At 39.6% G+C, this 25067-nt stretch carries 30 protein-coding genes; 23 read left to right on the forward strand and 7 right to left on the reverse strand.

The genetic code is table 11. From position 1 onward, the window contains the following. Nucleotides 1–47: 47 nt before the first annotated feature. On the forward strand, nt 48–947 hold the full coding sequence (locus ACQKFO_RS02735; RefSeq protein ID WP_427596751.1) for a 5'-3' exonuclease: 900 nt from the start codon (nt 48–50) through the stop codon (nt 945–947). A gap of 61 nt (nt 948–1008) precedes the next feature. Here ACQKFO_RS02735 and sspL read toward each other — a convergent pair whose 3' ends face one another. Further along, nucleotides 1009–1146, reverse strand: a complete 138-nt coding sequence (gene sspL / locus ACQKFO_RS02740) for a small, acid-soluble spore protein L (protein WP_427596752.1) — start codon at nt 1144–1146, stop codon at nt 1009–1011. 107 nt (nt 1147–1253) lie between these two features. On the opposite strand from sspL, the gene ACQKFO_RS02745 reads away from it, so the two are divergent. Together ACQKFO_RS02745 and ACQKFO_RS02750 are read left to right on the forward strand one after the other, a co-directional pair. Further along, on the forward strand, nt 1254–1742 hold the full coding sequence (locus tag ACQKFO_RS02745; RefSeq protein ID WP_427596753.1) for a divergent PAP2 family protein: 489 nt from the start codon (nt 1254–1256) through the stop codon (nt 1740–1742). Nucleotides 1743–1776: 34 nt separating this feature from the next. Next, nucleotides 1777–2043: a DUF6123 family protein gene (locus tag ACQKFO_RS02750; RefSeq protein ID WP_427596754.1), complete on the forward strand. Its 267-nt coding sequence runs from the start codon at nt 1777–1779 to the stop codon at nt 2041–2043. Nucleotides 2044–2316: 273 nt separating this feature from the next. Here the strand turns inward: ACQKFO_RS02750 and ACQKFO_RS02755 are convergent, their stop codons facing one another. Then, complete coding sequence (locus tag ACQKFO_RS02755; protein WP_427596755.1) at nt 2317–2703, reverse strand: reverse transcriptase-like protein; 387 nt, start codon at nt 2701–2703, stop codon at nt 2317–2319. Between the two features lie 138 nt (nt 2704–2841). Then, complete coding sequence (locus ACQKFO_RS02760) at nt 2842–3519, reverse strand: queuosine precursor transporter (RefSeq protein WP_427596756.1); 678 nt, start codon at nt 3517–3519, stop codon at nt 2842–2844. A 100-nt stretch (nt 3520–3619) separates the two neighbouring features. Here ACQKFO_RS02760 and ACQKFO_RS02765 point away from each other — a divergent pair, with 100 nt between their 5' ends. Together ACQKFO_RS02765 and ACQKFO_RS02770 are read left to right on the forward strand one after the other, a co-directional pair. Continuing rightward, nucleotides 3620–4276 (forward strand): reverse transcriptase-like protein, encoded by a 657-nt coding sequence (locus ACQKFO_RS02765; RefSeq protein ID WP_427596757.1) that lies wholly within the window; start codon nt 3620–3622, stop codon nt 4274–4276. Nucleotides 4277–4348: 72 nt separating this feature from the next. After that, nucleotides 4349–4525: a zinc-finger domain-containing protein gene (locus tag ACQKFO_RS02770; protein WP_113970772.1), complete on the forward strand. Its 177-nt coding sequence runs from the start codon at nt 4349–4351 to the stop codon at nt 4523–4525. 72 nt (nt 4526–4597) lie between these two features. Here ACQKFO_RS02770 and cspD read toward each other — a convergent pair whose 3' ends face one another. Further along, nucleotides 4598–4798 carry a cold-shock protein CspD gene (gene cspD / locus ACQKFO_RS02775; RefSeq protein WP_034758543.1) on the reverse strand — a complete coding sequence of 67 codons (201 nt, stop codon included), beginning with the start codon at nt 4796–4798 and terminating at the stop codon, nt 4598–4600. Nucleotides 4799–5179: 381 nt separating this feature from the next. Between cspD and ACQKFO_RS02780 the strand changes: the two genes are divergently transcribed. The 5 genes from ACQKFO_RS02780 to mntR all read left to right on the forward strand — a co-directional run bounded on the left by ACQKFO_RS02780 (nt 5180) and on the right by mntR (nt 9555). Continuing rightward, nucleotides 5180–6115, forward strand: a complete 936-nt coding sequence (locus ACQKFO_RS02780; protein WP_427596758.1) for a metal ABC transporter solute-binding protein, Zn/Mn family — start codon at nt 5180–5182, stop codon at nt 6113–6115. Nucleotides 6116–6133: 18 nt separating this feature from the next. Next, the gene (locus ACQKFO_RS02785) at nt 6134–6880 is read left to right on the forward strand and encodes a metal ABC transporter ATP-binding protein (protein WP_427596759.1); all 747 of its coding nucleotides are present in this window, start codon (nt 6134–6136) and stop codon (nt 6878–6880) included. A 15-nt stretch (nt 6881–6895) separates the two neighbouring features. Continuing rightward, on the forward strand, nt 6896–8194 hold the full coding sequence (locus ACQKFO_RS02790) for a metal ABC transporter permease (protein WP_427596760.1): 1299 nt from the start codon (nt 6896–6898) through the stop codon (nt 8192–8194). Next, nucleotides 8184–9056 carry a metal ABC transporter permease gene (locus ACQKFO_RS02795; RefSeq protein WP_427596762.1) on the forward strand — a complete coding sequence of 291 codons (873 nt, stop codon included), beginning with the start codon at nt 8184–8186 and terminating at the stop codon, nt 9054–9056. The genes ACQKFO_RS02790 and ACQKFO_RS02795 overlap by 11 nt, the downstream gene beginning before the upstream one ends. Nucleotides 9057–9138: 82 nt before the next feature. Further along, on the forward strand, nt 9139–9555 hold the full coding sequence (mntR, locus tag ACQKFO_RS02800) for a transcriptional regulator MntR (protein ID WP_427596763.1): 417 nt from the start codon (nt 9139–9141) through the stop codon (nt 9553–9555). Between the two features lie 117 nt (nt 9556–9672). Here mntR and ACQKFO_RS02805 read toward each other — a convergent pair whose 3' ends face one another. Beyond that, nucleotides 9673–9891 (reverse strand): DUF3892 domain-containing protein, encoded by a 219-nt coding sequence (locus ACQKFO_RS02805; protein WP_427596764.1) that lies wholly within the window; start codon nt 9889–9891, stop codon nt 9673–9675. A gap of 210 nt (nt 9892–10101) precedes the next feature. Between ACQKFO_RS02805 and ACQKFO_RS02810 the strand changes: the two genes are divergently transcribed. The 10 genes from ACQKFO_RS02810 to ACQKFO_RS02855 all read left to right on the forward strand — a co-directional run bounded on the left by ACQKFO_RS02810 (nt 10102) and on the right by ACQKFO_RS02855 (nt 20723). Continuing rightward, the gene (locus ACQKFO_RS02810) at nt 10102–10776 is read left to right on the forward strand and encodes a class I SAM-dependent methyltransferase (protein ID WP_427596765.1); all 675 of its coding nucleotides are present in this window, start codon (nt 10102–10104) and stop codon (nt 10774–10776) included. A gap of 777 nt (nt 10777–11553) precedes the next feature. Continuing rightward, nucleotides 11554–13245, forward strand: coding sequence for a formate--tetrahydrofolate ligase (locus tag ACQKFO_RS02815; protein ID WP_427596766.1), 1692 nt, complete (start codon nt 11554–11556; stop codon nt 13243–13245). Nucleotides 13246–13273: 28 nt separating this feature from the next. Continuing rightward, nucleotides 13274–13627, forward strand: a complete 354-nt coding sequence (locus tag ACQKFO_RS02820; protein ID WP_427597820.1) for a hypothetical protein — start codon at nt 13274–13276, stop codon at nt 13625–13627. 184 nt (nt 13628–13811) lie between these two features. Then, complete coding sequence (locus ACQKFO_RS02825; protein ID WP_427596767.1) at nt 13812–14675, forward strand: DegV family protein; 864 nt, start codon at nt 13812–13814, stop codon at nt 14673–14675. Between the two features lie 91 nt (nt 14676–14766). Continuing rightward, complete coding sequence (locus ACQKFO_RS02830) at nt 14767–15411, forward strand: HD domain-containing protein (RefSeq protein WP_427596769.1); 645 nt, start codon at nt 14767–14769, stop codon at nt 15409–15411. Beyond that, a complete protein-coding gene (locus ACQKFO_RS02835; protein ID WP_427596770.1) occupies nt 15408–17294 on the forward strand; it encodes an ABC-F family ATP-binding cassette domain-containing protein in 1887 nt (628 codons plus the stop codon). The genes ACQKFO_RS02830 and ACQKFO_RS02835 overlap by 4 nt, the downstream gene beginning before the upstream one ends. Before the next feature lie 78 nt (nt 17295–17372). Then, on the forward strand, nt 17373–18500 hold the full coding sequence (locus ACQKFO_RS02840; protein WP_427596772.1) for a conserved virulence factor C family protein: 1128 nt from the start codon (nt 17373–17375) through the stop codon (nt 18498–18500). A 23-nt stretch (nt 18501–18523) separates the two neighbouring features. Beyond that, nucleotides 18524–18958 (forward strand): BrxA/BrxB family bacilliredoxin, encoded by a 435-nt coding sequence (locus ACQKFO_RS02845; RefSeq protein WP_427596773.1) that lies wholly within the window; start codon nt 18524–18526, stop codon nt 18956–18958. Between the two features lie 101 nt (nt 18959–19059). Beyond that, a complete protein-coding gene (locus ACQKFO_RS02850) occupies nt 19060–19845 on the forward strand; it encodes a class I SAM-dependent methyltransferase (RefSeq protein ID WP_427596774.1) in 786 nt (261 codons plus the stop codon). A gap of 287 nt (nt 19846–20132) precedes the next feature. Continuing rightward, entirely contained in the window at nt 20133–20723 is a 591-nt protein-coding gene (locus tag ACQKFO_RS02855; protein ID WP_427596775.1) for a YpjP family protein, read from the forward strand. 216 nt (nt 20724–20939) lie between these two features. Here ACQKFO_RS02855 and ACQKFO_RS02860 read toward each other — a convergent pair whose 3' ends face one another. After that, nucleotides 20940–21611, reverse strand: coding sequence for a permease (locus ACQKFO_RS02860; protein WP_427596776.1), 672 nt, complete (start codon nt 21609–21611; stop codon nt 20940–20942). Between the two features lie 575 nt (nt 21612–22186). On the opposite strand from ACQKFO_RS02860, the gene ACQKFO_RS02865 reads away from it, so the two are divergent. The 3 genes from ACQKFO_RS02865 to ACQKFO_RS02875 are packed head-to-tail and all read left to right on the forward strand — an operon-like array spanning nt 22187 to nt 24175. Beyond that, on the forward strand, nt 22187–22876 hold the full coding sequence (locus tag ACQKFO_RS02865; RefSeq protein ID WP_427596777.1) for an anthrax toxin lethal factor-related metalloendopeptidase: 690 nt from the start codon (nt 22187–22189) through the stop codon (nt 22874–22876). Nucleotides 22877–22898: 22 nt separating this feature from the next. Further along, nucleotides 22899–23693 carry a thymidylate synthase gene (locus ACQKFO_RS02870; protein ID WP_427596778.1) on the forward strand — a complete coding sequence of 265 codons (795 nt, stop codon included), beginning with the start codon at nt 22899–22901 and terminating at the stop codon, nt 23691–23693. Next, the gene (locus tag ACQKFO_RS02875) at nt 23690–24175 is read left to right on the forward strand and encodes a dihydrofolate reductase (protein ID WP_427596779.1); all 486 of its coding nucleotides are present in this window, start codon (nt 23690–23692) and stop codon (nt 24173–24175) included. Before ACQKFO_RS02870 ends, ACQKFO_RS02875 begins: the two co-directional genes overlap by 4 nt. Nucleotides 24176–24248: 73 nt before the next feature. Here ACQKFO_RS02875 and trhA read toward each other — a convergent pair whose 3' ends face one another. Then, nucleotides 24249–24887, reverse strand: a complete 639-nt coding sequence (gene trhA / locus ACQKFO_RS02880; RefSeq protein ID WP_427596780.1) for a PAQR family membrane homeostasis protein TrhA — start codon at nt 24885–24887, stop codon at nt 24249–24251. Between the last annotated feature and the right edge of the window lie 180 nt (nt 24888–25067).

Consider the following 25067-nt stretch of genomic DNA (forward strand, 5'->3'; position numbering starts at 1 on the left):
TTTATTAAGTGAATAAAAACGAGAATGAGCGATAAGGAGTGTAAGAATTGAATAATAAAAATGAGCATTTATTACTTATAGATGGAATGGCACTATTATTTCGATCTTTTTTTGCAACAGCCGTAACGGGTCAATTCATGATGAATTCAAAAGGACTTCCCACTAATGGAGTTCAGGGGTTTATGAAGCATTTACTGATGGCGGCGGATCATGTAAAGCCGACACATATCATAGTATGCTGGGATATGGGGAGTCAGACATTCCGTAATGAAGTATTCAATGACTATAAATCGAATCGGAATGCACCACCTATTGAACTGATCCCTCAATTTGACCTTGCAAAAGAGGTGGCAGAAGGGTTCAATCTTTCGAATGTCGGTGTAGTTGGTTACGAAGCAGATGATTGTATTGGGACTCTTGCCAGAATTCATCAAACCGATCGCAAAGTATCCGTTCTGAGCGGTGACCAGGATCTCCTGCAACTTTTGGACGACAATATTGACATTATGCTACTGAAAAAAGGCTTTGGTAACTATCAAACCTATACGAAAGAGATTTTTGTGGAAGAGAGAGGAATTACTCCTCAGCAGTTTATTGATGTGAAAGCATTAATGGGTGATACAAGTGATGGATATCCCGGGGTAAAAGGGATCGGAGAGAAAACGGCATTAAAGCTGATCCAACAATATAAGGATATCTCAGGTATTCTCGATAATCTTCACGAGTTAACCCCATCTCAACGGAAAAAGATTGAAGCCGACCTGGACATGCTTCATGTTTCAAGAAAGCTAGCCGAAATTCACTGCTGTGTGCCCCTGTCAGTTTCGGTAGAGGAAGCTCGTTGGAATAACGTCGCCCATGAAACGCTTTCCTTTGTGGATGAATTAGAGTTGAAGGTGCTTAGAAGATATTTAGTAGGTTCTAATGTGATGGTTGCCACAAGCTAGCCGATTTATTGAGTGTCAGGGATGTATTTAGGCCCCTGACACTCTTTTTATGTGAAAATGCTTACTTTGTATTCGACTTCTTAGCGGCATTTTCCAATTGGCTCTTCGGCTCCATTGCAAATTCTGCATCTTGGGATATTCCTTGTGGATTCACGCTTTTCGCATTTTTACCTTTGTTTTTGTTATTTCCTTTTGTCATACCGAAACCCCTCCTTTTCTGTAATCGTTATTATTTTGGCTATGTTCATAATAAATATCCTATGTGCAGAGAATTTTAGGACAAACTAAAGACAGGGAGGTGTAAGGGTGAATAAAGGGATTGTAACAGCACTTATCAGTATAGCTCTCGCACAGGGTCTGAAGATACCACTGCACTTTTTAAAAAAGAAGGAATGGAAACCTGAGCTGTTTTTCCAAACAGGGGGAATGCCAAGTTCTCATAGTGCAGGGGTTGCTTCGTTAACAACATTTATTGCTTTAAAGAGGGGTGTCAGAACCATTGACTTTGCTCTTTCATTTATCTTCGGTCTAATCGTCATGTACGATGCACAAGGAATACGAAGACAAACAGGTGAACTGACCCTTAAAGTGAATAGTCTGGATGAGCTCGTTCGCAAAGCTCATGATAAAGAAGCGGTAGAATTCGAAGAGAAAAAGCCAAAACGGCTGAAAGAAATGCTGGGACATCAACCTCAAGAAGTAGTCGGAGGAGCATTACTCGGTTCGTTTATGGGCTACATTGCCTTCCTGTTTTCGAAAAAGGATAGGCAAAAGAAAAAAATTTCTGTAAGATAAGAGAAGACAAAGTGGCGATAAGGTGAGGAGAAACGTGAAAAAGACTACCGAAGAATTTCTCATAGATCTTGAAAACAAAGGTTTCAAATTTCAAGAAGACGCAATTGGTTTCATCTATTTTGGCAAAAAATACACAGATGCCCCGGATGAACTGGTCAATAGCGCCATTGAAATCACATTAAAAGCTCAAAAACAATTCGATAGCAGTTTTTACATGTCCATATTAGAAAGACTTCATTCACAGCAAATCGCGTCCAGAAAAGAAGCGCTGAGATGGATGGTGAATCAGGGATTGGCCTAGTAAAGCGTATGCGCCGAAGCTGGACAATAGAAAAGAGTAGGCGGCTTGGTCAGACCCGACAATCATAAGACATGAGACCATCAGGAAGGGATTGCTTCCTGATGGTCTTTGTTTTGCTGGTTCGGATTTGTCGATTTTTGTAGAACGGTCGGTATAATGAAAATAAGGTTGATAAATTCAGATAACGGTCGATAAAAAAAGTAATTCCATTCCACCCTAAAATTCCACCCATAAAAAATAGGAGAGCCACCAATCAACCTCCTATTTCACTCTTTAGTTCAGGTGAATAGCTTTTCGGGCCAGCTCATCTGCAGCTTTATTTTCCTTACTGGGTATCCACTTTACGAAGAAAAGGTCTATTTGTCTGCTCAAGTCCAATATATCATCGAGCAACTGTTTATATTGAATATTCCTTACAAACTCTTTCTCAATCGCATGAACGACAGCTTGAGAATCACTCTTTAACCACACGGTATCAGCATGTTTTTCTAAACAGATCTCCAGAGCTTTCCTGCATGCAATGAATTCAGCTTCATGATTATCCATGATCCCTAAAGGAATGGCGTGTTTTTCCACTTTACCGTTGCTTTTAATAAATATACCGGCTCCACTTGGCCCGGGGTTACCAGCACTTGCTCCATCAATATTCACTTCGATCATATGTGTTCACCTCATAGTACGTCTTCAGAATAATATTATAGTAGCATATAAAATAGAAGCCAGGGAGAACGAATCCTTAATCCATCCCCCTAATAAAAGAGCCTGGGGAAAACCAGTTCCCCAGGCTCCAACCTACTATCACACATCTTTAGGGAATCGTTTTGCCACATAACCAAATGGGGTATCAATAATGGAGATGACCCATTTGAGGAGATAGGTAGTAATGAATATTTCAAACCAGACATCCATCGTATATTCTCCCAGGAAAGCAATGCTTGTAAATACAAGAGTATCTAAAAGCTGACTCACCATCGTACTTCCGTTATTGCGAATCCAAAACTGTGAATCCGAAGGGAATTTCCTCTTTAAGTACGTGAAGATATACACGTCTGTTAATTGACTCACGAGGTAAGCGACTAAGCTTCCAAGAGCAATTCTTGGAATGATTCCAAAGATTGTTGCCAGAGATTCTTGGGCGAAATCTTCAGGATGTGGTTGAAATACTAACACGAGCTGCATAATAATAGTCATAACGATTAAAGTGAAGAACCCCAGCCACACCGCTTTCTGGGCTTCTTTTTTTCCATATTTTTCGTTAAGGATGTCCGTTACTAAAAATGCTGTTCCGTACATGGCATTCCCTAATGTAGCGGTCAACCCGAAAATTTCAATCGTTTTAACGACCTGTAAGTTAGCAAGTATCGTGGATACCCCAATCCATACAAACAGTCCAGTTCGTCCAAACATTCGATACATAATCAGAAGTAAAGAGAATGTAATGAGAACGAAGACTAATCCAAACCATATATTAAACATATAAAGTCCTCCTAATGAACATGTAAATGAAACAATAGTCCTCATTATACAAATAAAAGTAAAAATGAACAATTGTAAGAAGAAAAAGGAGCGAATGATTATGGAAATGAAACTAAAATTTAAATATGCAAGCAAAACGGCGTCGAGTATATGGTTTGAATCCAACTACTTCCCGAGAAAAGAAACAATGATTCATATCGATGATCTTATGAAAACCGGAAGAGTCCATGATCTTGAAATCATAGATGAAATGGGGAATTCGTGGTCAAGAAAGGAATTTATCAAACTGAATCAGGAGTTAGAAAAGGAACCAGAAAACATCGTTGTATATTTCGACGGAGGGTTTGATAAGGAATCGCTCATTGCCGGTGCAGGGATTGTCATCTATTACGATAAAGGTGGAGAATCATTTAGAATCAGAAAAAATGAACTTCTCGAGGAAATTGAAAATAATAATGAAGCAGAATACGCAGCTTTACATATTGCCCTTGGATTGCTTGATGAAATTGGTGTGAAGAATGTGCCTTGTACGATTAATGGAGATTCCCAGGTGGTAATAAAACAGTTGGAAGGGGAATGGCCTTGTTATGAAGAAGGGTTGAGTCGGTGGCTCGATCGTATCGAAGCACTCATCAAAAAGCTTCGATTGAAAATCAATTGGGTCGTGCTGAACAGAAAAGATAATAAAGAAGCGGATAAGTTGGCCAATCAAGCCTTACAAGGGACAAAAGTCCACAGTAACAAACGAATAGAATAATTTCGTGCCCTATTATATACTCTATAAATAACAATACACCGTAAGTCCTTGAACAAGCTTAGGAGTGATCACATGAATCGAAAAGAAGTGGTGGATAAAGTGGATGAACTCATAGACACCTACTGTAACGACTGCTTACTTAAAGCACACTTTCGCAAAGAGTATGGTAAAACCTATGCTCACCGCTTTTGTATAGAAAAATGCACCATAGGAGAACAAATTCGAAATTACGGACAAAAATTGAATTGAAAAATAAAGGGCAGCAACTCTTAGGTGAACCTAAGAATTACTGCCCTTTGGCATGCTATATTGTTCGAACGATTATAATTTAACTACGTTTGCTGCTTGAGGTCCACGATTTCCTTCAACAACGTCGAAAGAAACTTCTTGCCCTTCTTCTAATGATTTGAATCCTTCACCTTGAATCGCTGAGAAGTGAACGAATACATCGTCTCCACCTTCAACTTCAATGAATCCAAATCCCTTTTCATTGTTGAACCATTTCACTTTACCATTTTGCATTTTCGAATCCTCCTAAATCGTTCAAGCACGATTGTGCCTCTGAAAAATATTTTTCACGAAATGATTGACTCTCATACGTTGGAAATAAGCATAAAAATCGTACACTTCAATGATGTCTTTACTATACAATATGACGATTTTCGAGTCAACATTCCCTCCTTTTTTGCGGAAATGTTTAAACAATTTGGTTAATATGTATTGACAATTATTGAGTAAGGAAATAAAATTTGCACTAAGGAAACTTTCATTGCACTAAGGAAACTTTTGTAGTCTAATAAAAAAGAAATTGCTTGTGTAAAAAAAAGTGAACATATATAAGTTTCATGAATAAGGTAGATGTAGTAGATATTAAAAACATATGGGTTGGAGAGGAGATCAAACATGAAAATAAGATTAATGGCACTTGTCGGAATGATTATTATTTTAGCGGCAGGACTTATCCTATCAGGCTGTGGAGCAACTACCACTGGTACTAAAAATGATAAGATAGTCGTTACGACAACAATAGGGCAAATAGGGGATGCGGTTAAAAATATTGGAGGAGAGCATGTAGAGGTTCAAAGTTTAATGGGACCTGGTGTGGATCCTCACCTATACAAAGCTAAACAGTCGGATATTGGTAAACTTCAGGAAGCAGATATTATTTTCTATAGCGGTCTCCATTTAGAAGGGAAAATGCTTGAGATTTTCGAAAAAATGAATAAGGAAAAACCTACTTATGCAATTGCTGATAGTATACCTAAAGATAAACTGCGTAAAGATCAGGCAGATAATACGGCAACAGACCCACATGTGTGGTTCGATATTGATTTATGGAAAATCGCATTGGAGCAAGTGCGGGACGGATTGATCGAGAAAGATCCTGAAAACAAAGAAGACTATATTAGAAATACTGAGAAGTACTTTGCTGAATTAGATGAACTGAAAGCATATGCTACGGAAGAAATGTCAAAAATTCCAGAAGAACAAAGAGTTCTTGTAACAGCTCACGATGCATTTAATTACTTCGGAGCAAAATACGATCTTCAAGTTATGGGATTACAAGGTCTGAGTACAGATGCTGAATATGGTTTAGCAGACGTGCAGTCTCTTGTAAATACATTGGTAGACAGAAACATCAAAGCTGTGTTTGTAGAATCAAGTATCTCTGAAAAATCGATCAACGCGGTTATAGCAGGGGCACAGGATAAAGGACATGAAGTCGAAAAAGGCGGGGAATTATTCTCAGATGCTATGGGAAAAGAAGGAACAGAAGAAGGAACGTACATCGGTATGTATAAGCATAACGTTGATACGATTGTAGAGGGACTAAAGTAAGTCTTAGGAGGCGATACCATGAATTCAGTTGATATTAAAGGGTTAACCGTTGCGTATCATAGAAAACCGGTTTTGATGGACGTAGAGTTTTCTGTTCCTAAGGGTAAGTTAATCGGCATTGTCGGCCCTAATGGTGCAGGGAAATCTACATTAATTAAAGCCATTCTGGGGTTGATTCCCCGCTCGTCCGGGGATATTAAAATCTTTGAAAAAGCCTATTCCCCTAAAAGCAAATTGGTTGGGTACGTCCCTCAGCGTGGATCTGTAGATTGGGATTTCCCTACAAATGCATTGGATGTCGTTTTAATGGGGAGATATGGTCATTTAGGATGGTTTAAGAGACCATCAAAAAAAGATGTTCAATTTGCAATGGAATGTCTCGATAAAGTAGGAATGACTCAATTTGCATCAAGACAAATAAGTCAGCTCTCAGGAGGACAGCAGCAAAGGGTTTTCCTTGCCAGGGCACTGGCTCAGGAGGCGGAAGTCTATTTCATGGATGAACCATTTGTTGGCGTGGATGCTGCAACTGAAAAAGCAATCATTTCCTTATTAAATGAATTAAAGGAACAAGGCAAGACTGTATTGGTTGTTCATCATGATTTACAAACTGTTACAGAGTACTTTGATTGGACGCTGTTACTGAATAGAAAAACGATAGCCTATGGTCCAACGAACGATGTGTTTACCGTAGAGAATTTACAACTAACCTATGGTGGGAAACTATCTTTCCTCGAAAAGGATAAAATGCTGATTCATCCATAGAAAGAGGTGAATATGATGAGTCATTTATGGCAATCGATATTAACGGATGGAAATACACAATGGGTATTACTAAGTACCTTATTACTTGGAATAGCGAGCGGAGTTTTAGGCAGCTTTGCTTTACTGAGGAAACAAAGCTTAATAGGGGATGCGGTCGCCCATGCAGCATTGCCGGGAATCTGTTTTGCATTTATGTTTATTGGGGAGAAAAATTTCTTTGTATTATTGATTGGTGCGGCCGCCACGGGTCTACTTGCTGCTTACACGATACAGCTCATTACTAACACAACGAGAATCAAGGAAGACACGGCTATTTGCTTAGTATTGTCTGTATTCTTTGGATTAGGGATCGTCCTTTTAACAAAAGTTGCTCAAATGCCTACCGGTAACCAAAGCGGCTTGGATGATTTCATCTTTGGGCAGGCTGCTTCCCTGGTGGGGAGAGATGTTCAGCTTATGGGCTTAACGGCAGCGGCTTTAATTATTGTTACTTCACTATTATTCAAAGAATTTAAGGTGAGTACCTTTGATCCTCAATTCGCGAGGGGAATCGGGCTTCCTGTCGGATTTTTGAATTTTCTTTTTGTTTCCTTATTAGTTATTACGGTTGTCATCGGTATTCAGGCCGTAGGAGTCATCCTGATGGCTGCTATGCTGATCACTCCTGCCATATCCGCAAGATACTGGACGGATTCCTTACGGACAATGGTGTTTATATCTGGAATTGTCGGAGGCTTATCAGGGGCAGTCGGAACGCTGATCAGTACCCTTGGTAAAGGATTATCGACCGGCCCTTTTATTGTGTTGACGGCAACAGTAATTTTTATCATATCCATGCTGTTCTCTCCGAAGCGCGGATTAATCTCGGTTATATTGAAAAGATTGAAAAATGATGATCGACTGGCTGTGCGCTTTATACTGAAAAAAATGTATGAATCGGGTAAACAAACGATACGTATTGATCAATTATTTCAAAGAAGCAATATTTCTAAATTGAGATTTAACCGGGTAGTGAAGCATTTAATGAAAAAAGGTTATCTGGATCAAGAGGATGGAATATTGTCGATTACAAAATCAGGGCTAATGAAAGCGGAGCAATTCAGCTTTGTCGATGAAATCATGGAACTGAAAGAAATGTACCCAAGTGAGTTGGGGTCACTTGATATTCAATGGATTGAGAAGGAAGAAAAAGAGGCATTATCAAAAGAACAACTCACAAAGCTGCAAATGAAAATGTCCGATATTTATATGCAATATCCTTTCTTAAATGTAAAGATGTCAAGCAGAAGAGGGGGGCAAGGATATGAGTTATGAATTATGGATTCTTCTGACTGGTAGTTTAGTAGGTTTATCCTGTGGCATCGTAGGATGCTTCTTAATCCTGAGAAAGATGTCGATGTTAGCAGATGCAATCAGCCATACCGTGCTCCTCGGATTGGTTATGGCTTTCATTGTAAGTCAAAGTATGAATGGATTCTATATGTTTATCGGTGCAGCAGTGGCAGGATTGTTGACTACCTTTATGGTTCAGTTATTGAATTCCAGCGGGATCCAGGAAGATGCTGCAATAGGTGTAGTGTTTACTTCCCTGTTTGCTATAGGGGTCATCCTCATTTCATTGTTTGCCAAGAATGTTCATTTGGATGTGGAGCATGCCTTAATGGGTGAAATTGCATTCGTCCCTTGGAATACCTTGTCATTGCCGATACTTGGGGACATCCCTAAATCAGTTGTGATGCTGGGGTCTGTATTGCTATTGGATATTCTCATCATTTTCCTTCTGTTCAAAGAGTTTAAATTGACCTCTTTTGATCCAAGTATGGCAGCGGCAATCGGTATTCCGGTACTTGCGGTACATTATATATTAATGGGTCTGGTATCCGTTACGACCGTATCCGCATTTGATAGCGTAGGTGCGATTCTCGTGGTAGCGATGCTCATTGCCCCTGGTGCAACAGCATATTTACTTACTGACCGATATAAAGTGATGCTTCTTTTAAGCGGGGTCATTGGAGTCTTTGATAGCATCATCGGATATTACGGGGCAAAGATGTTCGATGTGTCCATTTCCGGTGCAATGGCAGTGGCCGCCGGACTTGTGTTCTTCATCGTATGGATGTTATCACCGAAATACGGGTTGGTATCCAGGGTGCTGAATCAACGTTTGACAGAGTAGTAATTTAAAGTACTTGGGTTGTATTCATTCTGTAGTTATAGTAAACTTTTAATGATATTTATGGAAATTTGGAGGGTACAGAATGCCTACACCAAGTATGGAAGATTATATAGAACAGATTTATATGTTAATTGAGAACAAAGGTTATGCAAGAGTATCAGATATAGCAGAAGCTTTATCTGTTCACCCCTCCTCGGTTACCAAAATGGTGCAGAAGTTAGATAAGGACGATTATCTCATTTACGAGAAATATCGCGGGCTTGTTCTGACTCCAAAAGGAAACAAAGTAGGAAAGCGTTTAGTATATAGGCATGAACTATTAGAACAATTTCTTCGTGTAATTGGAGTGAAAGAAGAGCATATTTATGAAGACGTGGAAGGAATCGAACACCACTTAAGCTGGGATTCCATTGATCGTATTGGAGATCTTGTCCAATTCTTCGATGAAGAGAAGGACCGGGTAGATGAACTTCGAACAATTCAAAATCGTAGTGAATAGAATCATGAAAACTGGAACAAAGAAAAAAGGACTTCATGCAGCATGGCATGAATGTCCTTTTTGTTGTATTTAAGTACTGTTTTACTCTAAGTGTAAAAAGTCAGGAAAAGATACCGTTTAAAAAATTGAAGGATAGTCATTGAAGCTTCCATCATCAACGGACATACTTGATAATTCTGTTTCTCCCCATTCATTCTCATTCAAGGTCACTCCTTGAATTAATCCCTCAGAAGCTTCCAAAACAGCTTTACGATAGGAGATTATACGGCCAGAAGTAGTTTGGAAGCTGATAATGTCTCCATGGTAGTTCCGTTGAACTTTAGAAATTTCTTCCATACAATATCACCTTTCTTGTTCTGATTATAGGACTAGTATGGACAAAAAGGATGGAAAACATAATCTGCTCGATGTGTCTATTAAGTTTACATAATATTATTATTTATTCCAAGTTATCCAAGTCTTCACTCTTGGAAAGAAGGATTTTCGGTTAACGAATGAGAATATAGAACTAAAGAGAAAAAGATAAAATATTATTGAGGTGTACATATGAAAAATTCAGAATGGCATACAAGTGCGAAAACCCGCTGGGAAGACAATGCAGATTATTGGCACGAACGAAGTGTGGAAATGTGGACGAGTGGAAGTAGGAAAGCGATCATCCCATTCTTTACTAAACATATTGATACTGGGAATCGTGTAGCTGATTTAGGATGTGGTGACGGGTATGGTTCGTACTTGTTATATAAGAAGGGGTATATGGTCACAGGGATGGATTTTTCTGAGAAAATGGTTGACATAGCGAAGAAGCAAGCAAAGGACCAACTATCATTTCTACAGGGTGATTTGCGATCCCTTCCATTTCAAGATGAACAATTCCATGCCGTCATGGCGATAAATTCAGTTGAATGGACTGAAGATCCCTTACATACTCTAAACGAAATCGAACGGGTTGTGACTCCGAATGGGTACATATGTATTGGTTTATTAGGTCCCACTGCTCACCCCAGAGATAATGCCTTTCCACGTCTACACGGAAAGGAAGCTATATGTAATACGATGATGCCATGGGAATTAGAGAAGCTGGCTGGTGAAAAAGGGTGGAAGAAGGTCGATGAAGACTGGGTCTATAAAAAGGGTGTGAAGTCGTCCTTAACAGAGAATCTCACAAATGAATTAAAACAGGCTTTAACCTTCATGACCTTGTTTATGTTCCAAAAATAAAGGCTCTATTCGCAAAGATTGTTGTTTTCTAGCATAGAATCTGCCAGGGCTCTGTCAACCAGGTTTATGCTGGATGGTGAGGGGACTGCTTCGCTTGCAGCTAGCGTTCGGCCGAGCCTCCTCAGCGAACGGGGTCTCGGCACGTCCGTACTTCCGCAGGAGTCTACGCAGTTCCCATCACCATCTTTAACAGAATTTTACTTGACAGAGCTTCAAGGTGTGCAGGAAACAAAGTAACTAAAATAATTCTTCTTCCTTTAAAGGTAAATCAATCTCTACATACCCTTAAATGAAATTGTTTACTAAAATTCTTGTTTTAATTGTTTTCCATTAAGGATTCATGCTCAGAAGGTTGATTAGAGCGGAAGGATGATCGACTCCTGCGGGAATAGCTGGACAGGTGAGACCCCGCAGGCGCAGCCGAGGAGGCTCACCGCCAGCCCCGCGGAAAGCGAGCATCCTGTAGCGGAAATCAACTATTACTCTCGTGTCTACAATAGCAATAAACTTTACGAAAAGAGCCAAAATAAAGAAACATGATCGATTCTCAAGTGTGAGGAACGGTCATGTTTTTATTAGGAAAGACGATAATGGTGTAGATGTAAAATTCAAAAGTGATAAGGTTGATTTATAGTGTAAAATAAAGAAATACTATAGTTACAGAGTACAAACCCTTTGTAAATTAGATTAAGGAAATGCATGTTATTATGTAAAGATTGAATGAAAAAAATATACATGCTGCTTAACTGTAAATATGAAACTAGAAGGTGAGTTCAAGTGACGACAACGAAGAAAAAAATAAAATCGGATATTGAAATTGCTCAACAATCTACTATGCAGCCGATACTGGACATTGCGAAGAAAATAGGTCTCACTGAAAATGATCTAGAGCTTTATGGTAAATATAAAGGGAAATTATCATATGAAGTGATACATAAACTCAAGGACCATGCCAATGGGAAATTAATCCTTGTAACCTCGATAAATCCGACTCCGGCAGGCGAGGGGAAGTCAACGGTTACCGTTGGACTCGGGGATGCTTTAAATCAGTTAGATAAAAACACCATCATTGCCATGAGGGAACCATCACTTGGTCCAACGATGGGAATCAAAGGGGGAGCAACAGGAGGAGGGTATTCACAAGTCCTGCCCATGGAGGATATCAACCTTCATTTCACAGGTGATATCCACGCTATTTCTACTGCGAATAACGCTTTAGCCGCATTGGTAGATAATCATATCCATCAGGGAAATGAATTGAATATTGATCAAAGAAGAGTCGTATGGAAACGGGCTCTGGACATGAATGATCGTGCCCTTAGACAAATCATCGTTGGTTTAGGTGGGCCTCTACAAGGTGTTCCCCGTGAGGACGGATTTGATATTACGGTAGCGTCTGAGATTATGGCTGTTCTCTGTTTATCTGAAAATCTTGATGAATTAAGAAGAAGGCTTGGAAGAATGGTTGTCGCATACAACTTTTCAAAGCAGCCGGTAACCGTCGAAGATTTAGGTGTTGAAGGTGCGCTGACCTTATTATTAAAGGATGCCTTAAAACCTAATCTCGTTCAAACGATCGAACATTCACCCGCCCTTATCCATGGTGGACCATTCGCAAACATTGCCCATGGGTGTAATAGTGTCATGGCGACCAAAACGGCTCTTAAGCTGGCTGATTATGTTGTCACGGAATCTGGGTTTGGTGCTGATTTAGGAGCCGAGAAGTTTCTGAATATCAAATCTCGGGCTGCAGATATAGCGCCGGATGCTATTGTGCTTGTTGCCACTATTCGTGCTTTGAAGATGCATGGAGGTCAAGGGAAAAGTGATCTTCAAACTGAAAATCTTCAGGCTCTGGAAAAAGGATTATCTAATCTGAAGAAGCACATGGAAACATTAGATCATTTCAACGTACCTTATGTGATTGCCGTTAATCGATTTGTGACGGATAGTGAAGAAGAAATCCAGACCCTTATCGAGTGGTGCGAAAACCTGGGAGTAAAAGTGTCATTAGCCGATGTATGGGCTAAAGGTGGAGAAGGTGGAAGAGACTTAGCCGAAAAGGTTTTGCATGAGATAGAAGGGAACACGAAAGAATTTTCTCGCCTGTATGAACTTTGTGAGTCACTCCAATCAAAAATTGAAACGATTGCGAAAAAGGTTTACGGAGCGAAAGAAGTAGATTACACGGTGAAAGCCCGAAAGCAGCTCCAGCAGTTTGAAGATCAAGGATGGGGCGTTCTGCCGGTTTGTATGGCTAAGACCCAATATTCCTTATCCGATGATCCATCTAAACTCGGGCGTCCTGAAGATTTTACGATCACAATCCGAGAGCTTAAGCCGAAGATCGGAGCCGGATTTATTGTTGCATTAACTGGTGAAGTCATGACCATGCCTGGCCTGCCAAAAAATCCGGCAGCATTCGGGATGAATGTGGATGATGACGGCAGGGCTGTAGGGCTATTTTAGTCATTGAGGTTTGAAAGGAGAGGAGAGAATGTTTGATCCAACAGCCTTTGATAACTTAAAAGTAGTCTTTGAAGGAGCTGTCTATGATCTTGATTTGACAGGGGAAATCCAAATCCTTGATCGGAAGGATTTATTTGACTTTGCCCACTATGAACGTTGTTATCAAATTCACTATTCTTTACCCTACAAGAAATCTATTTGGATAGAATTTCATTTAAAAGCTGATATGGGTCATTTTCTGGCAGAGAGAAAGATGATGACAGAAAAGAATACGGCAGGAGCTGATATCCTCATCGTCTATAAGGGAGATGAGAAGTTGCACCATTGCCGGTCGTTTCTTGAAGAAACATGGAATAAGGATAAAAATTGGGAATGGAAATAAATTACATCTTCACTTCAACCGACTGCCTACGAGGGGGTTCTGACTTTTAATAGAGTCATTACAGAAGAAATGGTGGATGATGTTCTTGAAATGATCTCATTTTCGGTTGATACTTTACAACAACTTGATCGAATAGACTTCTAGTACTAAAAAGAGTTTATTATTAGAAAGAGGGGAATTTACAATGAGAATAGCCTGGGTAACAGATAGCACAGCATTTGTTCCAATTCATTCAAGTAGTAGGGAAAATCACATCTATATCGTTCCAATGAATATACTCTTTGGGGAGCGGGAATATCAAGACGGCGTAGACTTATCTCCGGAAGAATTGTTCTTGAAATTAAAGGAAGAAAAGGTAGAAGTGAAAACCTCACAACCTTCGATTGGAACGTTTAAAGCGTTGTATGAAGAATTATCAATGAACTATGATTATATCTTTTCAATTCATGTTTCTTCTCATTTCAGCGGCACATATTCATCTGCCCACCAAGCTGCAGAACTGTTGAAGGATACCCTGCCGAACATTATCTGTATAGATTCGAAGGTCATTTCCAATCCATTGACAGAATTGATCCTGTTCGGTCAAAGATTACTGCATGAAGGGAAAGACCCACTTCAAATAAAAACAGCAATTGAAAAAAGAATCGATTCTTGTGAAACCTATGTAATGGTGGGCAGCCTGGAACAATTACATAAAAGTGGGCGAATGAGTGGACTTTCTTTCTTCCTGGGAAGTGTTCTTAATGTAAAGCCTATGCTTGCGATAGAGAATGGGAAACTTGAAGTGAAGGACAAGGTAAGAAGTATTAAAAAAGGATTGACGAGCATGAGTGATCGCTTAGATCAAGCTCTATCTTTGAAGAAAATAAAGAAAGTATCCGTATTACACGGATTAAACCGGGAAGATGCATTAGAGTGGATAGAACAATTGAAAAAAACGTACCCGGAGATAGAATTCGGGGCGTATCCTTTGGGAGCTGTCATCGGAGTACATGCTGGCGCTAATACGATCGGTATAAGCTGGTTTGGAGATGACGAAGAGAATTAGTAGAGAAAGGAGGGATGTGAAGATTCATACATCCACTCCTTTTTATTCTGATTAGAGGATATTATTTGGTACAATAGAGGAGAAGGTGACCATGGAACGGAAAAAGCTGGACGGTATAATCGACTATTTGAAATGTGAGTACCTTGGTGAGTCAACTGGACATGATTGGTATCATTTGGAACGTGTACGAAAGCAGGCAATTATCATTGCCAGGGAAGAAAATGTACCCCATACATATATCATCGAGTTGGCTGCTTTGCTACATGATGTTCCGGATGATAAGTTCGTGGAAGAAGAAGAGGGGAAGAAAAGGCTGGATCACATCCTATCTACTCTGTCTCTTACGGAAGCTGAAACGAAATTATTGAAATCGATTATTTATTCCATTTCTTATAAAGGTGGTCACGAAGCAGTATTAACATCTTTAGAAGCGAAAATCGTTCGGGATGCCGATCGCCTTGACGCCATTGGTGCCATAGGGATCGCAAGAACATTTGCATATGGGGGAAAGAAAGGTCGGCCGCTTTATAACCCTGAATTTCAAGTCAGGACGGAAATGACCGTAGAGGAGTATAGAAATGGGGATAGTTCCAGTATCCATCATTTTCATGAAAAGTTATTGAAGTTGAAAGACTTAATGTGTACTGAAACCGGAAGGAAACTGGCAGAAGAACGTCATGCTTTCATGCTGCGGTTTTTAGAGCAATTTAATAAAGAATGGACTGGTCAAGAATGAGAATGTTAACAGCTGAGAATCTTTCTAAAACGTATGGAGAGAAAACTCTATTTAAAGATATATCGTTTTCGATTACCGAGAAAGAAAGAGTCGGACTGATCGGGGTGAATGGAACGGGTAAATCAAGCCTGTTGAAACTCATTGCCGGGATGGAAGAATATGATACCGGAGAGCTTTCTAAGCCGGGCGATTATCATATTGCCTACCTTCAGCAAGAGCCTGCTTTTGACGGGGATTTAACCGTGATACAACAAGTGTTTCGAGGTGAAGCAAAAATCATTCAGGCTATGCGGAATTATGAAATGGCCCTTATGGAAATGGAGAACAACTCAGAAAATCCTCGAATACAAGAAGATTTATTTGAGGCTCAAAAGCAAATGGATATACTTCACGCCTGGGATGCAAGTGCAAATGCGAAATCCATTTTAACAAAACTGGGAATTGACGACTTTTCAAAGAAAATGAACGAGCTGTCAGGTGGGCAAAAAAAGAGAGTGGCGCTGGCAGGCGTCCTTATCGAAACACCTGACTTATTAATCCTGGACGAACCGACCAACCATTTAGACTATCAGTCCATCAAATGGCTGGAAGATTATCTAGGAAAGTATAACGGATCTGTGTTGCTCGTGACCCATGATCGATACTTCCTCGATAAGGTAACGAACAGAATCTTCGAATTGGATGGAGGAAACCTTTACTCCTACAAAGGAAATTATGCTTCTTTTATTGAGGCGAAGGCTTCCAGGGAAGAAGTGGAACGCCAATTATCCGAAAAACAACAAAATCTTTATCGAAGAGAGCTTGCCTGGATGAGAAGGGGCGCAAAAGCCAGAACCACTAAACAAAAGGCTCGAATTCAACGATTTGAAAATTTAGAGGATACGATGTCCTCAGGTCCCTCAGGTGGCCAGGTTGACATGGCAATCGGAGGAAACCGTCTGGGTAAACAAGTGTTTGAGTTCAAGGATGCTTCAAAAATGTTTGAAGACAAGCGGATTTTAGATAAGTTTTCTTTCCTTATTAAACCTAAAGACCGAATCGGAATCGTAGGTAAAAACGGGAGCGGAAAATCAACATTTCTTAACCTTCTTGCAGGAACCGATGAGCTTACAAGTGGTGACTTACTCAAAGGCCAAACCGTAAAGGTCGCTTACTATACTCAAGGTCATGAAGAACTTGATGAGAATATGCGTATGATCGAATATATAAGGGAAGCAGGAGAATATATAACGACAGATAAAGGCGAGCAAATCTCAGTTACTTCCATGTTGGAAAGATTCCTATTTCCAATGAGTACGCATGGTACTTTGATCCGAAAGCTTTCCGGAGGAGAAAAGCGAAGACTATTCCTGCTTAAGCTATTGATGTCAAAACCGAATGTCCTTTTGCTTGATGAGCCGACGAATGATTTAGATACAGAAACCCTCACCGTTCTGGAGGATTATATAAATGAATTTTCAGGTGTTGTCATAACCGTTTCCCATGACCGCTACTTTCTGGATAAAACAGCAGAGCAATTACTGGTCTTTAATGGAGAGGGACAAATCGACTTTTACTTAGGGGAATATACTGAGTACTTGGAAAAGAACGAAGTGAAAAGTAAGAAGCAGGATCCGGTCAAGAAGCAAGAATCTGCTCCCGTGAAGGAAGAGAAGGAAAAAGAGAAAAAGAGGCTTTCTTACATGGAAAAGAGAGAATGGGACGAAATAGAAGAAAAGATGGCCGACATCGAGCAGAGGATAGAAGAAGCAGATGCTGAGCTGCAAAAGGTCGGCAGTGATTTTGAAAAAGCACAACAGTTAATGAACGAAAGTCAAAATCTTAACGAGCAATTGGAAGAGCTCATTGAAAGATGGACATACCTTTCCGAATTTGCTGAATAAGTCTCTTCGTTTAAGGCATCATGGATACTGTGTTAGAATGGATGGTATAAGAACTGTTTATAGAAAGGGGTATCAAGCTTGAGGATAGTATCGATTGAACCTACTCCAAGTCCTAATACGATGAAAGTTCTTCTTGATCAGGAAATGAAAGCCGGGAAGAGCAATAATTATAAAAAAGATGAAGCAGACGGGGCTCCCCTAATCATTAAAGATATCCTTGCCATTGACGGCATTAAAGGGGTCTATCATGTTGCCGATTTCTTAGCCGTTGAACGAAATGCGAAATTCGATTGGCAGGAGCTTTTGCCACAGGTTAGAAAAGCATTCGGTGAAGATACTCTGGACCAGGAAAATGAATCTCCCATGGAAGAACATTTTGGTGAAGTGAATGTTAGCGTGCAGATGTTCAAGGGAATTCCGATGCAAGTAAAGGTGACAGACGGGGAACAAGAGAAGCGATTTTCCCTTCCCGCCCCATTCCTGCAAGCAATCGGTCAGGCTCAAAAAGATGGGGATAATGTCGTCCTTCTCAGAAAGTGGAAAGATTACGGCATCCGGTACGGAGACTTAGATGAAATTGGTAACAATGTGACGGAAGAACTAGTTGCGGCCCATCCTTCTGAAAGGCTGACAGCACTTGTCGAAGAAGCACAGGAAGCAACCGATTCCAAGGGGCCCCTTATTTACAAGAAAAAGCAAAAGGTGAGTGTCGCGGACTTTGAAGCGCCGGACTGGCAAACAAGGTATCAGAAGCTTGATGCGATGGAGGATCCGACTTTAGATGACCTGCCTCTGCTGGAGAAAGCCCTTGAGGACGAGAAAGTATCCATCCGCAGATTGTCTATTGTCTACTTGGGAATGATTGAAGATGAAAAGGTTCTTCCATTGCTGTATAAAGGTTTACGTGATAAATCAGTCACAGTAAGGAGAACGGCTGGAGATTGCCTTTCTGACTTAGGTTTTGCAAAAGCCACTCCGGAAATGATTCTAGCCTTAAAGGATAAGAGTAAACTTGTGAGATGGCGTGCTGCCATGTTCCTATATGAAGTAGGGGATGAATCTGCACTGCCTGGCTTACGGGAAGCGGAAAATGATCCTGAATTCGAAGTGAAGCTTCAAGTGAAAATGGCCATCGAACGAATAGAAGGCGGCGAAGAAGCAAAAGGATCTGTTTGGAAACAGATGACCGAAGCACGTCACCAATAAAAGTGGGAAAGGGTTGATTATAGATGTCAATGGCATATGAAGAGTACATGAGGCAGTTAGTTAAGCCGATGAGACAAGAACTTACACAAGCAGGCTTCAAAGAGTTGGGTACAGAAGAAGAAGTAGTGAATTATATGGAAAATGCAGATGGAACAACCCTGGTTGTTATTAACTCAGTATGTGGGTGTGCAGCGGGACTTGCAAGACCCGCTGCAACGCAATCAGTCATGAATAATGAAAAAACACCCGATCACCTCGTTACTGTCTTTGCCGGGCAAGACAAAGAGGCAACAGCCAAAATGAGAGAGTACTTCGAAGGGTTTGAACCTTCCTCCCCATCAATGGCTTTACTTAAAGGGAAAAAAGTCGTTCATTTCATCCCAAGGGAAGAAATTGAAGATCATGACATTTCGTCTATCATCTCCAATTTATCCACAGCTTTTAACGAAAATTGCTAAAGACCAAAAAACGGGTGACTCTGTCATCCGTTTCTTTTTATGGTAGTATAAATAAACATTATAAAATTCGTATAAGCAAAATGGTACCATCAAAGGAGGGAATGTTTATCGTGTTTGTCACAACATGTGGGAGAGCGAACCAGGAAGTCAAAGAAAAAGCATATAAAACAGCAAAGATACTCGATATTCCCTATATCCTCAGAAAAAAGAGATCGATTTTACACCATATGAATCTGCACGAACAAGACTGTTTAGTGATCGGAAAAGAGAGATTAGAACTTCATACTAGAGAAGACAATAGCGAACCATTCTTTTTCCACCCTAATTCCGCTTCCTTCCGAATCAAAAGGATCATGCGCGGAGAGAGCGATCCACTCGTAGAAGCTGCTGGTCTTAAGGAGGGCATGAGTTTTCTGGACTGTACACTAGGTCTTGCCTCAGATAGTATCATCGCCAGTCATATCGTCGGCGAAAAGGGGAAAGTAGTTGGAATCGAAGCGAATAAGTATATCTCTCATATCCTGCATCACGGCCTTAAAGACTGGGTATCTCCACTTCACGAACTGAATAGCGCCATGAATCGAATCACTGTCATCAATGGACATTTTCAGGATGTATTAAAGAGTATTCCGGAGGATGCATTTGATGTCGTTTACCTTGATCCCATGTTTGAAGAAGCCTTAACCGATTCTCATGGAATCAACCCTATCCGCCAATGGGCGAGTTATACAGGCTTAACGAAAGAAGGAATAGAAGAAGCAATAAGAGTGGCCAAAAAGCGGGTAGTATTAAAAGAACACTATCAGTCCCCATTATTCGAAGAACTGGGATTTCACGTAATCAAAAGGCCATCAGCCAAATTTCACTTTGGCATCCTGCGTGTGTAAAAGCAGTCATAAATTAAACAATAAAATAGACAGGCATCTTCAGCCTGTCTAATCATCTAAGTATTAATCAGTAAATCCTAGTACAATGAAATAACCTAATAGAAGTAAGTATCCGATATTGATCATAAGTCCTGTATCCATCTAGTTATCCTCCTTACAAAGTATCCTCTTTAATATACTACCACATAAATATTTTTATATCCTACAAAAAAATGAAACCTTTTTCACTTTTTATCCGTAAGAAATAGTATAATAATAGACGTAATACATAGGAAAGGACGTTATCTATGTCAATCTGGCTCAAGAAGTCGTTTTTTATCCTGCTATCCATTCTAACATTTGGACTTGTTTCCCCTTCACAAGCCTTCCTAAATGAACAAAATCATACCATGGCAAAAGGCAATGGAAAGCCTTCGTCGGTTGAATCTGTTCCAGAGGAAGTACTGGAAGAGGAGTCTTCCATTTCCCATGAGGATTTCATAGTGAATATGATGGTTCAAGCAGAGAAAAACGCTTATGAAAAGTTCGGGACTAAGATCAAGCCTGTCATTGAAGACGAATTCAAGTCTTTAATCCTTCCTAAGATCGAAAAGGCGATCGCTGATACAGCTGATCAATTTCCAGAAGAAGACTTAACGTCACTTACTATTTCAGAAGTGCCACAATATGCAAAAACAGAAAAGATTTTTCATATTTATGACCAGCGCTCTGGTGAAGATGTCATACGATTTCATGTAAGAAAAGATCATCCGCCTAAAGATGGCTATTACTTTAATTTTCACTATCATACAGTGCATGATCAATTTCAAGCACATCATGATTTAGGAAGTATATATTGGAATAAAAACACTCCGCCACAATGGATGAGTGTCTCCTAAATTCAACGTCCATATAAGTTTATAAGCAAGTGCGTGAATTTTGTAAGTAGTTCGGTTGTTGAGTAGAAAAACTGAATTCACAAGGCTAATATCAAGGGAAATCGCATATTTTAGACAACGAAATAATACAAAAAAACGCAGAGGTTTTAGCATCCTCTGCGTTTTTTATTATCTAATGACCTGTTCTTCAACTAAAGCCCCTAACTTTAAATTTATTTATATAAACCTTTTTAAATATTCGCCAAATATTTTGTTCATAACTTTGGGTGTGTTTTCTAAATAAACATTAATTTGTTCAATGTTTGATTCGAATTTATCAGAGTTTCTTTCATCTGTTGGAAAATCTGATATTCCTTTAATAATAATACATTCAACATTATTCTTCTTACAGATATAAGCAATTGCACCCGCTTCTGTATCGGCTATTGTTATTTCGTTTTCTTTAAGTTCTAAATAGTCCTTCCACATAACCACTGCTTTATCAGAAGTGCCAATAGTTCCTGTATGAAAATCATTTCCATATTTTGATAGATCAATATCGACTTTGAAGGATTGTTTAATAAAAGGCTCGATTTCTTTTACAGTGCAATCATATTGAACGGCTTCATCGGGTACAAAAATATCCAAATTACTGAACTTATCATCTATTCCTGCACAAGTTCCAGCAACGATTACTTTAGTTAAATTAAATTTAGAAATCATATACTGATTACCACCAACACCATTTACTTTTCTTACACCTGTGCTATAAAAAACAAGTTCGGTATCATTAATTGTTCTAATGAAATACTCGCCATACGGATAACCTAAACATTCATTATCTTTTATGCCGAAATATTCCAATGTCGCTTCATATTCCCACTTCGTTGCTATACTTATTCCTATCATCGACTTATCGCCCTACAAAAATGATTTGTCACTATTGAGTGTTTAAAGTCTATACACGGTCGTAATTTCATTTTTATCACTATCCTTTTTTACTCTGTTCATCAACAATTCGTTATTAATATGTAAATATCCTTTTTTACTAAACTGCCTAGTTAAATAAGCAGAGCAACTACTCATACAATTATTTTAAAATTTAATTACATAAATCCTTTGTATTATTGGTCAAATAAAAGTTGTAATAGGTTCTCATAATCATAATCATAATCGTCATTTGTGCGTACTTCGGGTTAAAATTAGCGTAAATATAACTTTTTCATCCTTTGTCCTTGCAGAAGAAGCCGCCTCCGCTTTAGTTATCATCCAGCTCCAGCGGCTAGAGGCTCGAGGTCATAAGTCAAACCTGCCAAAAAGGCAAAAAGCGCCTTTCCGGCAGGTTCGTCTTATGCTTGTCGCCTCTGACCAAGCCGCCTCCGCTTTAGTTATTGGAAACAATCTTTCCTAAAAGCAATTGTATCATTATGTTAAAATAGTAATAACATCATGATAATTTCCTTAGAAGAAGGGAGGGACAATAAGTGAAGCGTATATTCATCATCCTCGCTATTTCGGTTACTCTGGTTATTCTGTGGACCAACTCAAAAGCCAACTACAGCGGAACCCTCTTAAAGCATTCTCCTCTTAAAACACAATTACAACTTCAATCCAGTAAACAGTTAGAAAATATGATCCTGTTGCCACATGCTGCTTATGATAAAACAGCTGCTATGGAAATGATTGAAAGATTAGATCATATTCCGACCTCACTCTTAGAGTCTACGAATTCACAGGAAATCAAAATAAGGCTGTTTGAAAAAAAATTAACCGATTTTTCTACCACAAGTCACTTGAAAGGAGTAACCCCAAGAGGGTACACTAATAAAAGTATTACATGGGATGACGTTCCCGGGATCGGCGGTTCGAAGCTTGTATTAGTGAAAATCGGTCATAGTGAGAAAGGGAAGGGGCATAATTCGACTAATCTGGAATTACATGAACTCGCTCACAGTATTGATCGTTACGTCTTAACGGACCTTAATTACGAGCTGGAATTTTTGCCTATTTGGAAGAGGGAAGCTCCACGGGTATTCCCGAACGAACCCTATTTTCTTCAATACAAAGAAGAATATTTTGCTGAAACATTTGCTATGTATTATTTAAACTCTGAAACTAGAAATCTTCTAAAAAAGAAGGCACCAGCAACATATCAATTCTTTAAAGAACTATAAACTTATAAAAGGTGTGGTCGTTGTGAAGCAATATCTAGACTTGTGCAAACATGTCCTTGAACATGGCACCAAGAAAGAAGATCGAACAGGTACAGGCACGATAAGCACATTTGGTTATCAAATGCGTTTTGATCTGAAAGAAGGGTTCCCTCTACTTACAACGAAAAAACTGCATGTGAAATCCATTGTCCATGAACTCCTTTGGTTTCTAAAAGGAGATACAAACATTGAATATCTTCAGGAAAACGGTGTCCGGATTTGGAATGAATGGGCCGATGAAAATGGAGAGTTAGGCCCAGTATACGGTCACCAATGGAGATCATGGACTGGAGCAAATGGGGAAACGATTGACCAAATTACGAACCTCATTGATACGATTAAAAACAATCCCGATTCTAGAAGAATGATTGTAAGTGCGTGGAATGTTGCAGATGTAGATCATATGGCTTTGCCTCCTTGCCACTGCTTATTCCAATTCTATGTAGCCGATGGCAAATTATCCTGTCAGCTGTACCAACGTTCCGCTGATGTATTCCTCGGCGTTCCTTTTAATATAGCTTCATACGCTCTATTAACGATGATGGTAGCCCAGGTATGTGATCTGGAAGTTGGAGAGTTTGTTCATACTTTTGGTGATGTCCATATCTATCAGAATCACCTTGATCAAGTGAATTTACAGCTTACAAGAGAACCTAGATCATTACCTTCATTATCTATCAATCCAGAAGTGAAAGATATTTTCGGATTTAAGTTTGATGATTTTAACCTTGAAGAATATGATCCGCATCCACACATTAAAGGAGCCGTGAGTGTATGATCTCTTTTATTTGGGCAATGGATCAGAATCAATTGATTGGGAAAGACAATGGATTGCCATGGAGGCTTCCTGAAGACCTGAAATTTTTTAAGAAAACGACGGATGGACATGGAATCGTCATGGGAAGAAAAACGTTTGATTCCATCGGTAAACCGTTACCAAATCGGGAGAATGTCATTCTTACAAGAAATACAAGCTTTCAACCGGAAGGCTGTCTTGTCCTGCATTCTGTGGAGGATATCCTAAATTGGGCGGAAGGAAGAGATTCAGAAACCTTTATTATGGGTGGAAGAGAAGTGTACAAGCAGTTCATCCCTCATGTAGATAAGTTGTATGTAACAGAGATTCATCATGAATTTGAAGGCGACACGACCATGCCTTCCATCCCATGGGAGGATTTCACTTGTATCTCATCTGTTAAAGGATTGAAGGATGAGATTAATCCTTACGACTATGAATTTAATATTTATGTACGTAAATAGATGAGAAGAAAATAAAAGGGTACTGACGGGATATTCCCTCAGTACCCTTTTTTTTGAAAAACCATAACCATACTTAAACGTAGAACAAAATACAGAAATACATAAAGCTGCTTCCTGCCAGGACGAAAAGATGCCAGATAGCGTGATTGTAAGGCAGTTTGTTCCACACATAAAAAATGGCTCCTATGGAATACATGATCCCACCTGCCAGAAGCAGCCCGAATCCGGCTCCGGTAAGACTTGCGTACAAAGGTTTAATGGCAATGATAACGAGCCAGCCCATTACCAGGTAAAAGAGAGTGGAAACGACCTGGAAACGTTGAACAAAATAACATTTAAATACAATCCCTACAATGGCGAGTCCCCAGACAATCCCAAACAATGTCCAGCCTAGTGCGCCTCTCACACTGACTAGCATAAACGGTGTATACGTTCCCGCAATCAAGATATATATCGCCGAATGATCTAAAATGGCAAATAGATTTTTTACCTTTGAAGGCTTAAAGCTGTGTAACAGAGTTGAAAATAAGTATAGAAGTATCATTGAAGCACCGAAGATAGAGAAGCTGACAACGTGCCATGCAGTGCCTTCGTGAACGGCGAAAATGATTAACATTACTAAGGCGGGGATGCTCAAAATTAATCCAATTCCGTGGGTAATGGCGTTCGCAACTTCTTCTTTCCAATTGGAAAAATCGAAATCATATGTCAAAGAAGTCTCATCCTTTCTATTATCCGCTCATTGAACGCTCAATGAGTCAATATTGTATATATTTATGATAATCCTCTTATCGTCATTGTGCAATCATTAACATAGTAAAGGGTTAAAGTGCGCCTTTCGGATTAGAAATTCTTCTCATTATGATGTATATTCCTAAATAAAGAAAACAGA

The organism is Rossellomorea sp. NPDC071047, from assembly GCF_050270195.1.
Lineage (GTDB): Bacteria > Bacillota > Bacilli > Bacillales > Bacillaceae_B > Rossellomorea.

Excerpts from the sequence above, each read along its gene's own strand:
- sspL (WP_427596752.1), bottom strand. The coding sequence starts at position 1,146 with ATGACAAAAGGAAATAACAAAAACAAAGGTAAAAATGCGAAAAGCGTG.
- ACQKFO_RS02755 (WP_427596755.1), bottom strand. The coding sequence starts at position 2,703 with ATGATCGAAGTGAATATTGATGGAGCAAGTGCTGGTAACCCCGGGCCA.
- ACQKFO_RS02760 (WP_427596756.1), bottom strand. The coding sequence starts at position 3,519 with ATGTTTAATATATGGTTTGGATTAGTCTTCGTTCTCATTACATTCTCT.
- ACQKFO_RS02765 (WP_427596757.1), top strand. The coding sequence starts at position 3,620 with ATGGAAATGAAACTAAAATTTAAATATGCAAGCAAAACGGCGTCGAGT.
- ACQKFO_RS02770 (WP_113970772.1), top strand. The coding sequence starts at position 4,349 with ATGAATCGAAAAGAAGTGGTGGATAAAGTGGATGAACTCATAGACACC.
- cspD (WP_034758543.1), bottom strand. The coding sequence starts at position 4,798 with ATGCAAAATGGTAAAGTGAAATGGTTCAACAATGAAAAGGGATTTGGA.
- ACQKFO_RS02780 (WP_427596758.1), top strand. The coding sequence starts at position 5,180 with ATGAAAATAAGATTAATGGCACTTGTCGGAATGATTATTATTTTAGCG.
- ACQKFO_RS02785 (WP_427596759.1), top strand. The coding sequence starts at position 6,134 with ATGAATTCAGTTGATATTAAAGGGTTAACCGTTGCGTATCATAGAAAA.
- ACQKFO_RS02790 (WP_427596760.1), top strand. The coding sequence starts at position 6,896 with ATGAGTCATTTATGGCAATCGATATTAACGGATGGAAATACACAATGG.
- ACQKFO_RS02795 (WP_427596762.1), top strand. The coding sequence starts at position 8,184 with ATGAGTTATGAATTATGGATTCTTCTGACTGGTAGTTTAGTAGGTTTA.
- mntR (WP_427596763.1), top strand. The coding sequence starts at position 9,139 with ATGCCTACACCAAGTATGGAAGATTATATAGAACAGATTTATATGTTA.
- ACQKFO_RS02805 (WP_427596764.1), bottom strand. The coding sequence starts at position 9,891 with ATGGAAGAAATTTCTAAAGTTCAACGGAACTACCATGGAGACATTATC.
- ACQKFO_RS02810 (WP_427596765.1), top strand. The coding sequence starts at position 10,102 with ATGAAAAATTCAGAATGGCATACAAGTGCGAAAACCCGCTGGGAAGAC.
- ACQKFO_RS02820 (WP_427597820.1), top strand. The coding sequence starts at position 13,274 with ATGTTTGATCCAACAGCCTTTGATAACTTAAAAGTAGTCTTTGAAGGA.
- ACQKFO_RS02825 (WP_427596767.1), top strand. The coding sequence starts at position 13,812 with ATGAGAATAGCCTGGGTAACAGATAGCACAGCATTTGTTCCAATTCAT.
- ACQKFO_RS02830 (WP_427596769.1), top strand. The coding sequence starts at position 14,767 with ATGGAACGGAAAAAGCTGGACGGTATAATCGACTATTTGAAATGTGAG.
- ACQKFO_RS02835 (WP_427596770.1), top strand. The coding sequence starts at position 15,408 with ATGAGAATGTTAACAGCTGAGAATCTTTCTAAAACGTATGGAGAGAAA.
- ACQKFO_RS02845 (WP_427596773.1), top strand. The coding sequence starts at position 18,524 with ATGTCAATGGCATATGAAGAGTACATGAGGCAGTTAGTTAAGCCGATG.
- ACQKFO_RS02850 (WP_427596774.1), top strand. The coding sequence starts at position 19,060 with ATGTTTATCGTGTTTGTCACAACATGTGGGAGAGCGAACCAGGAAGTC.
- ACQKFO_RS02855 (WP_427596775.1), top strand. The coding sequence starts at position 20,133 with ATGTCAATCTGGCTCAAGAAGTCGTTTTTTATCCTGCTATCCATTCTA.
- ACQKFO_RS02860 (WP_427596776.1), bottom strand. The coding sequence starts at position 21,611 with ATGATAGGAATAAGTATAGCAACGAAGTGGGAATATGAAGCGACATTG.
- ACQKFO_RS02875 (WP_427596779.1), top strand. The coding sequence starts at position 23,690 with ATGATCTCTTTTATTTGGGCAATGGATCAGAATCAATTGATTGGGAAA.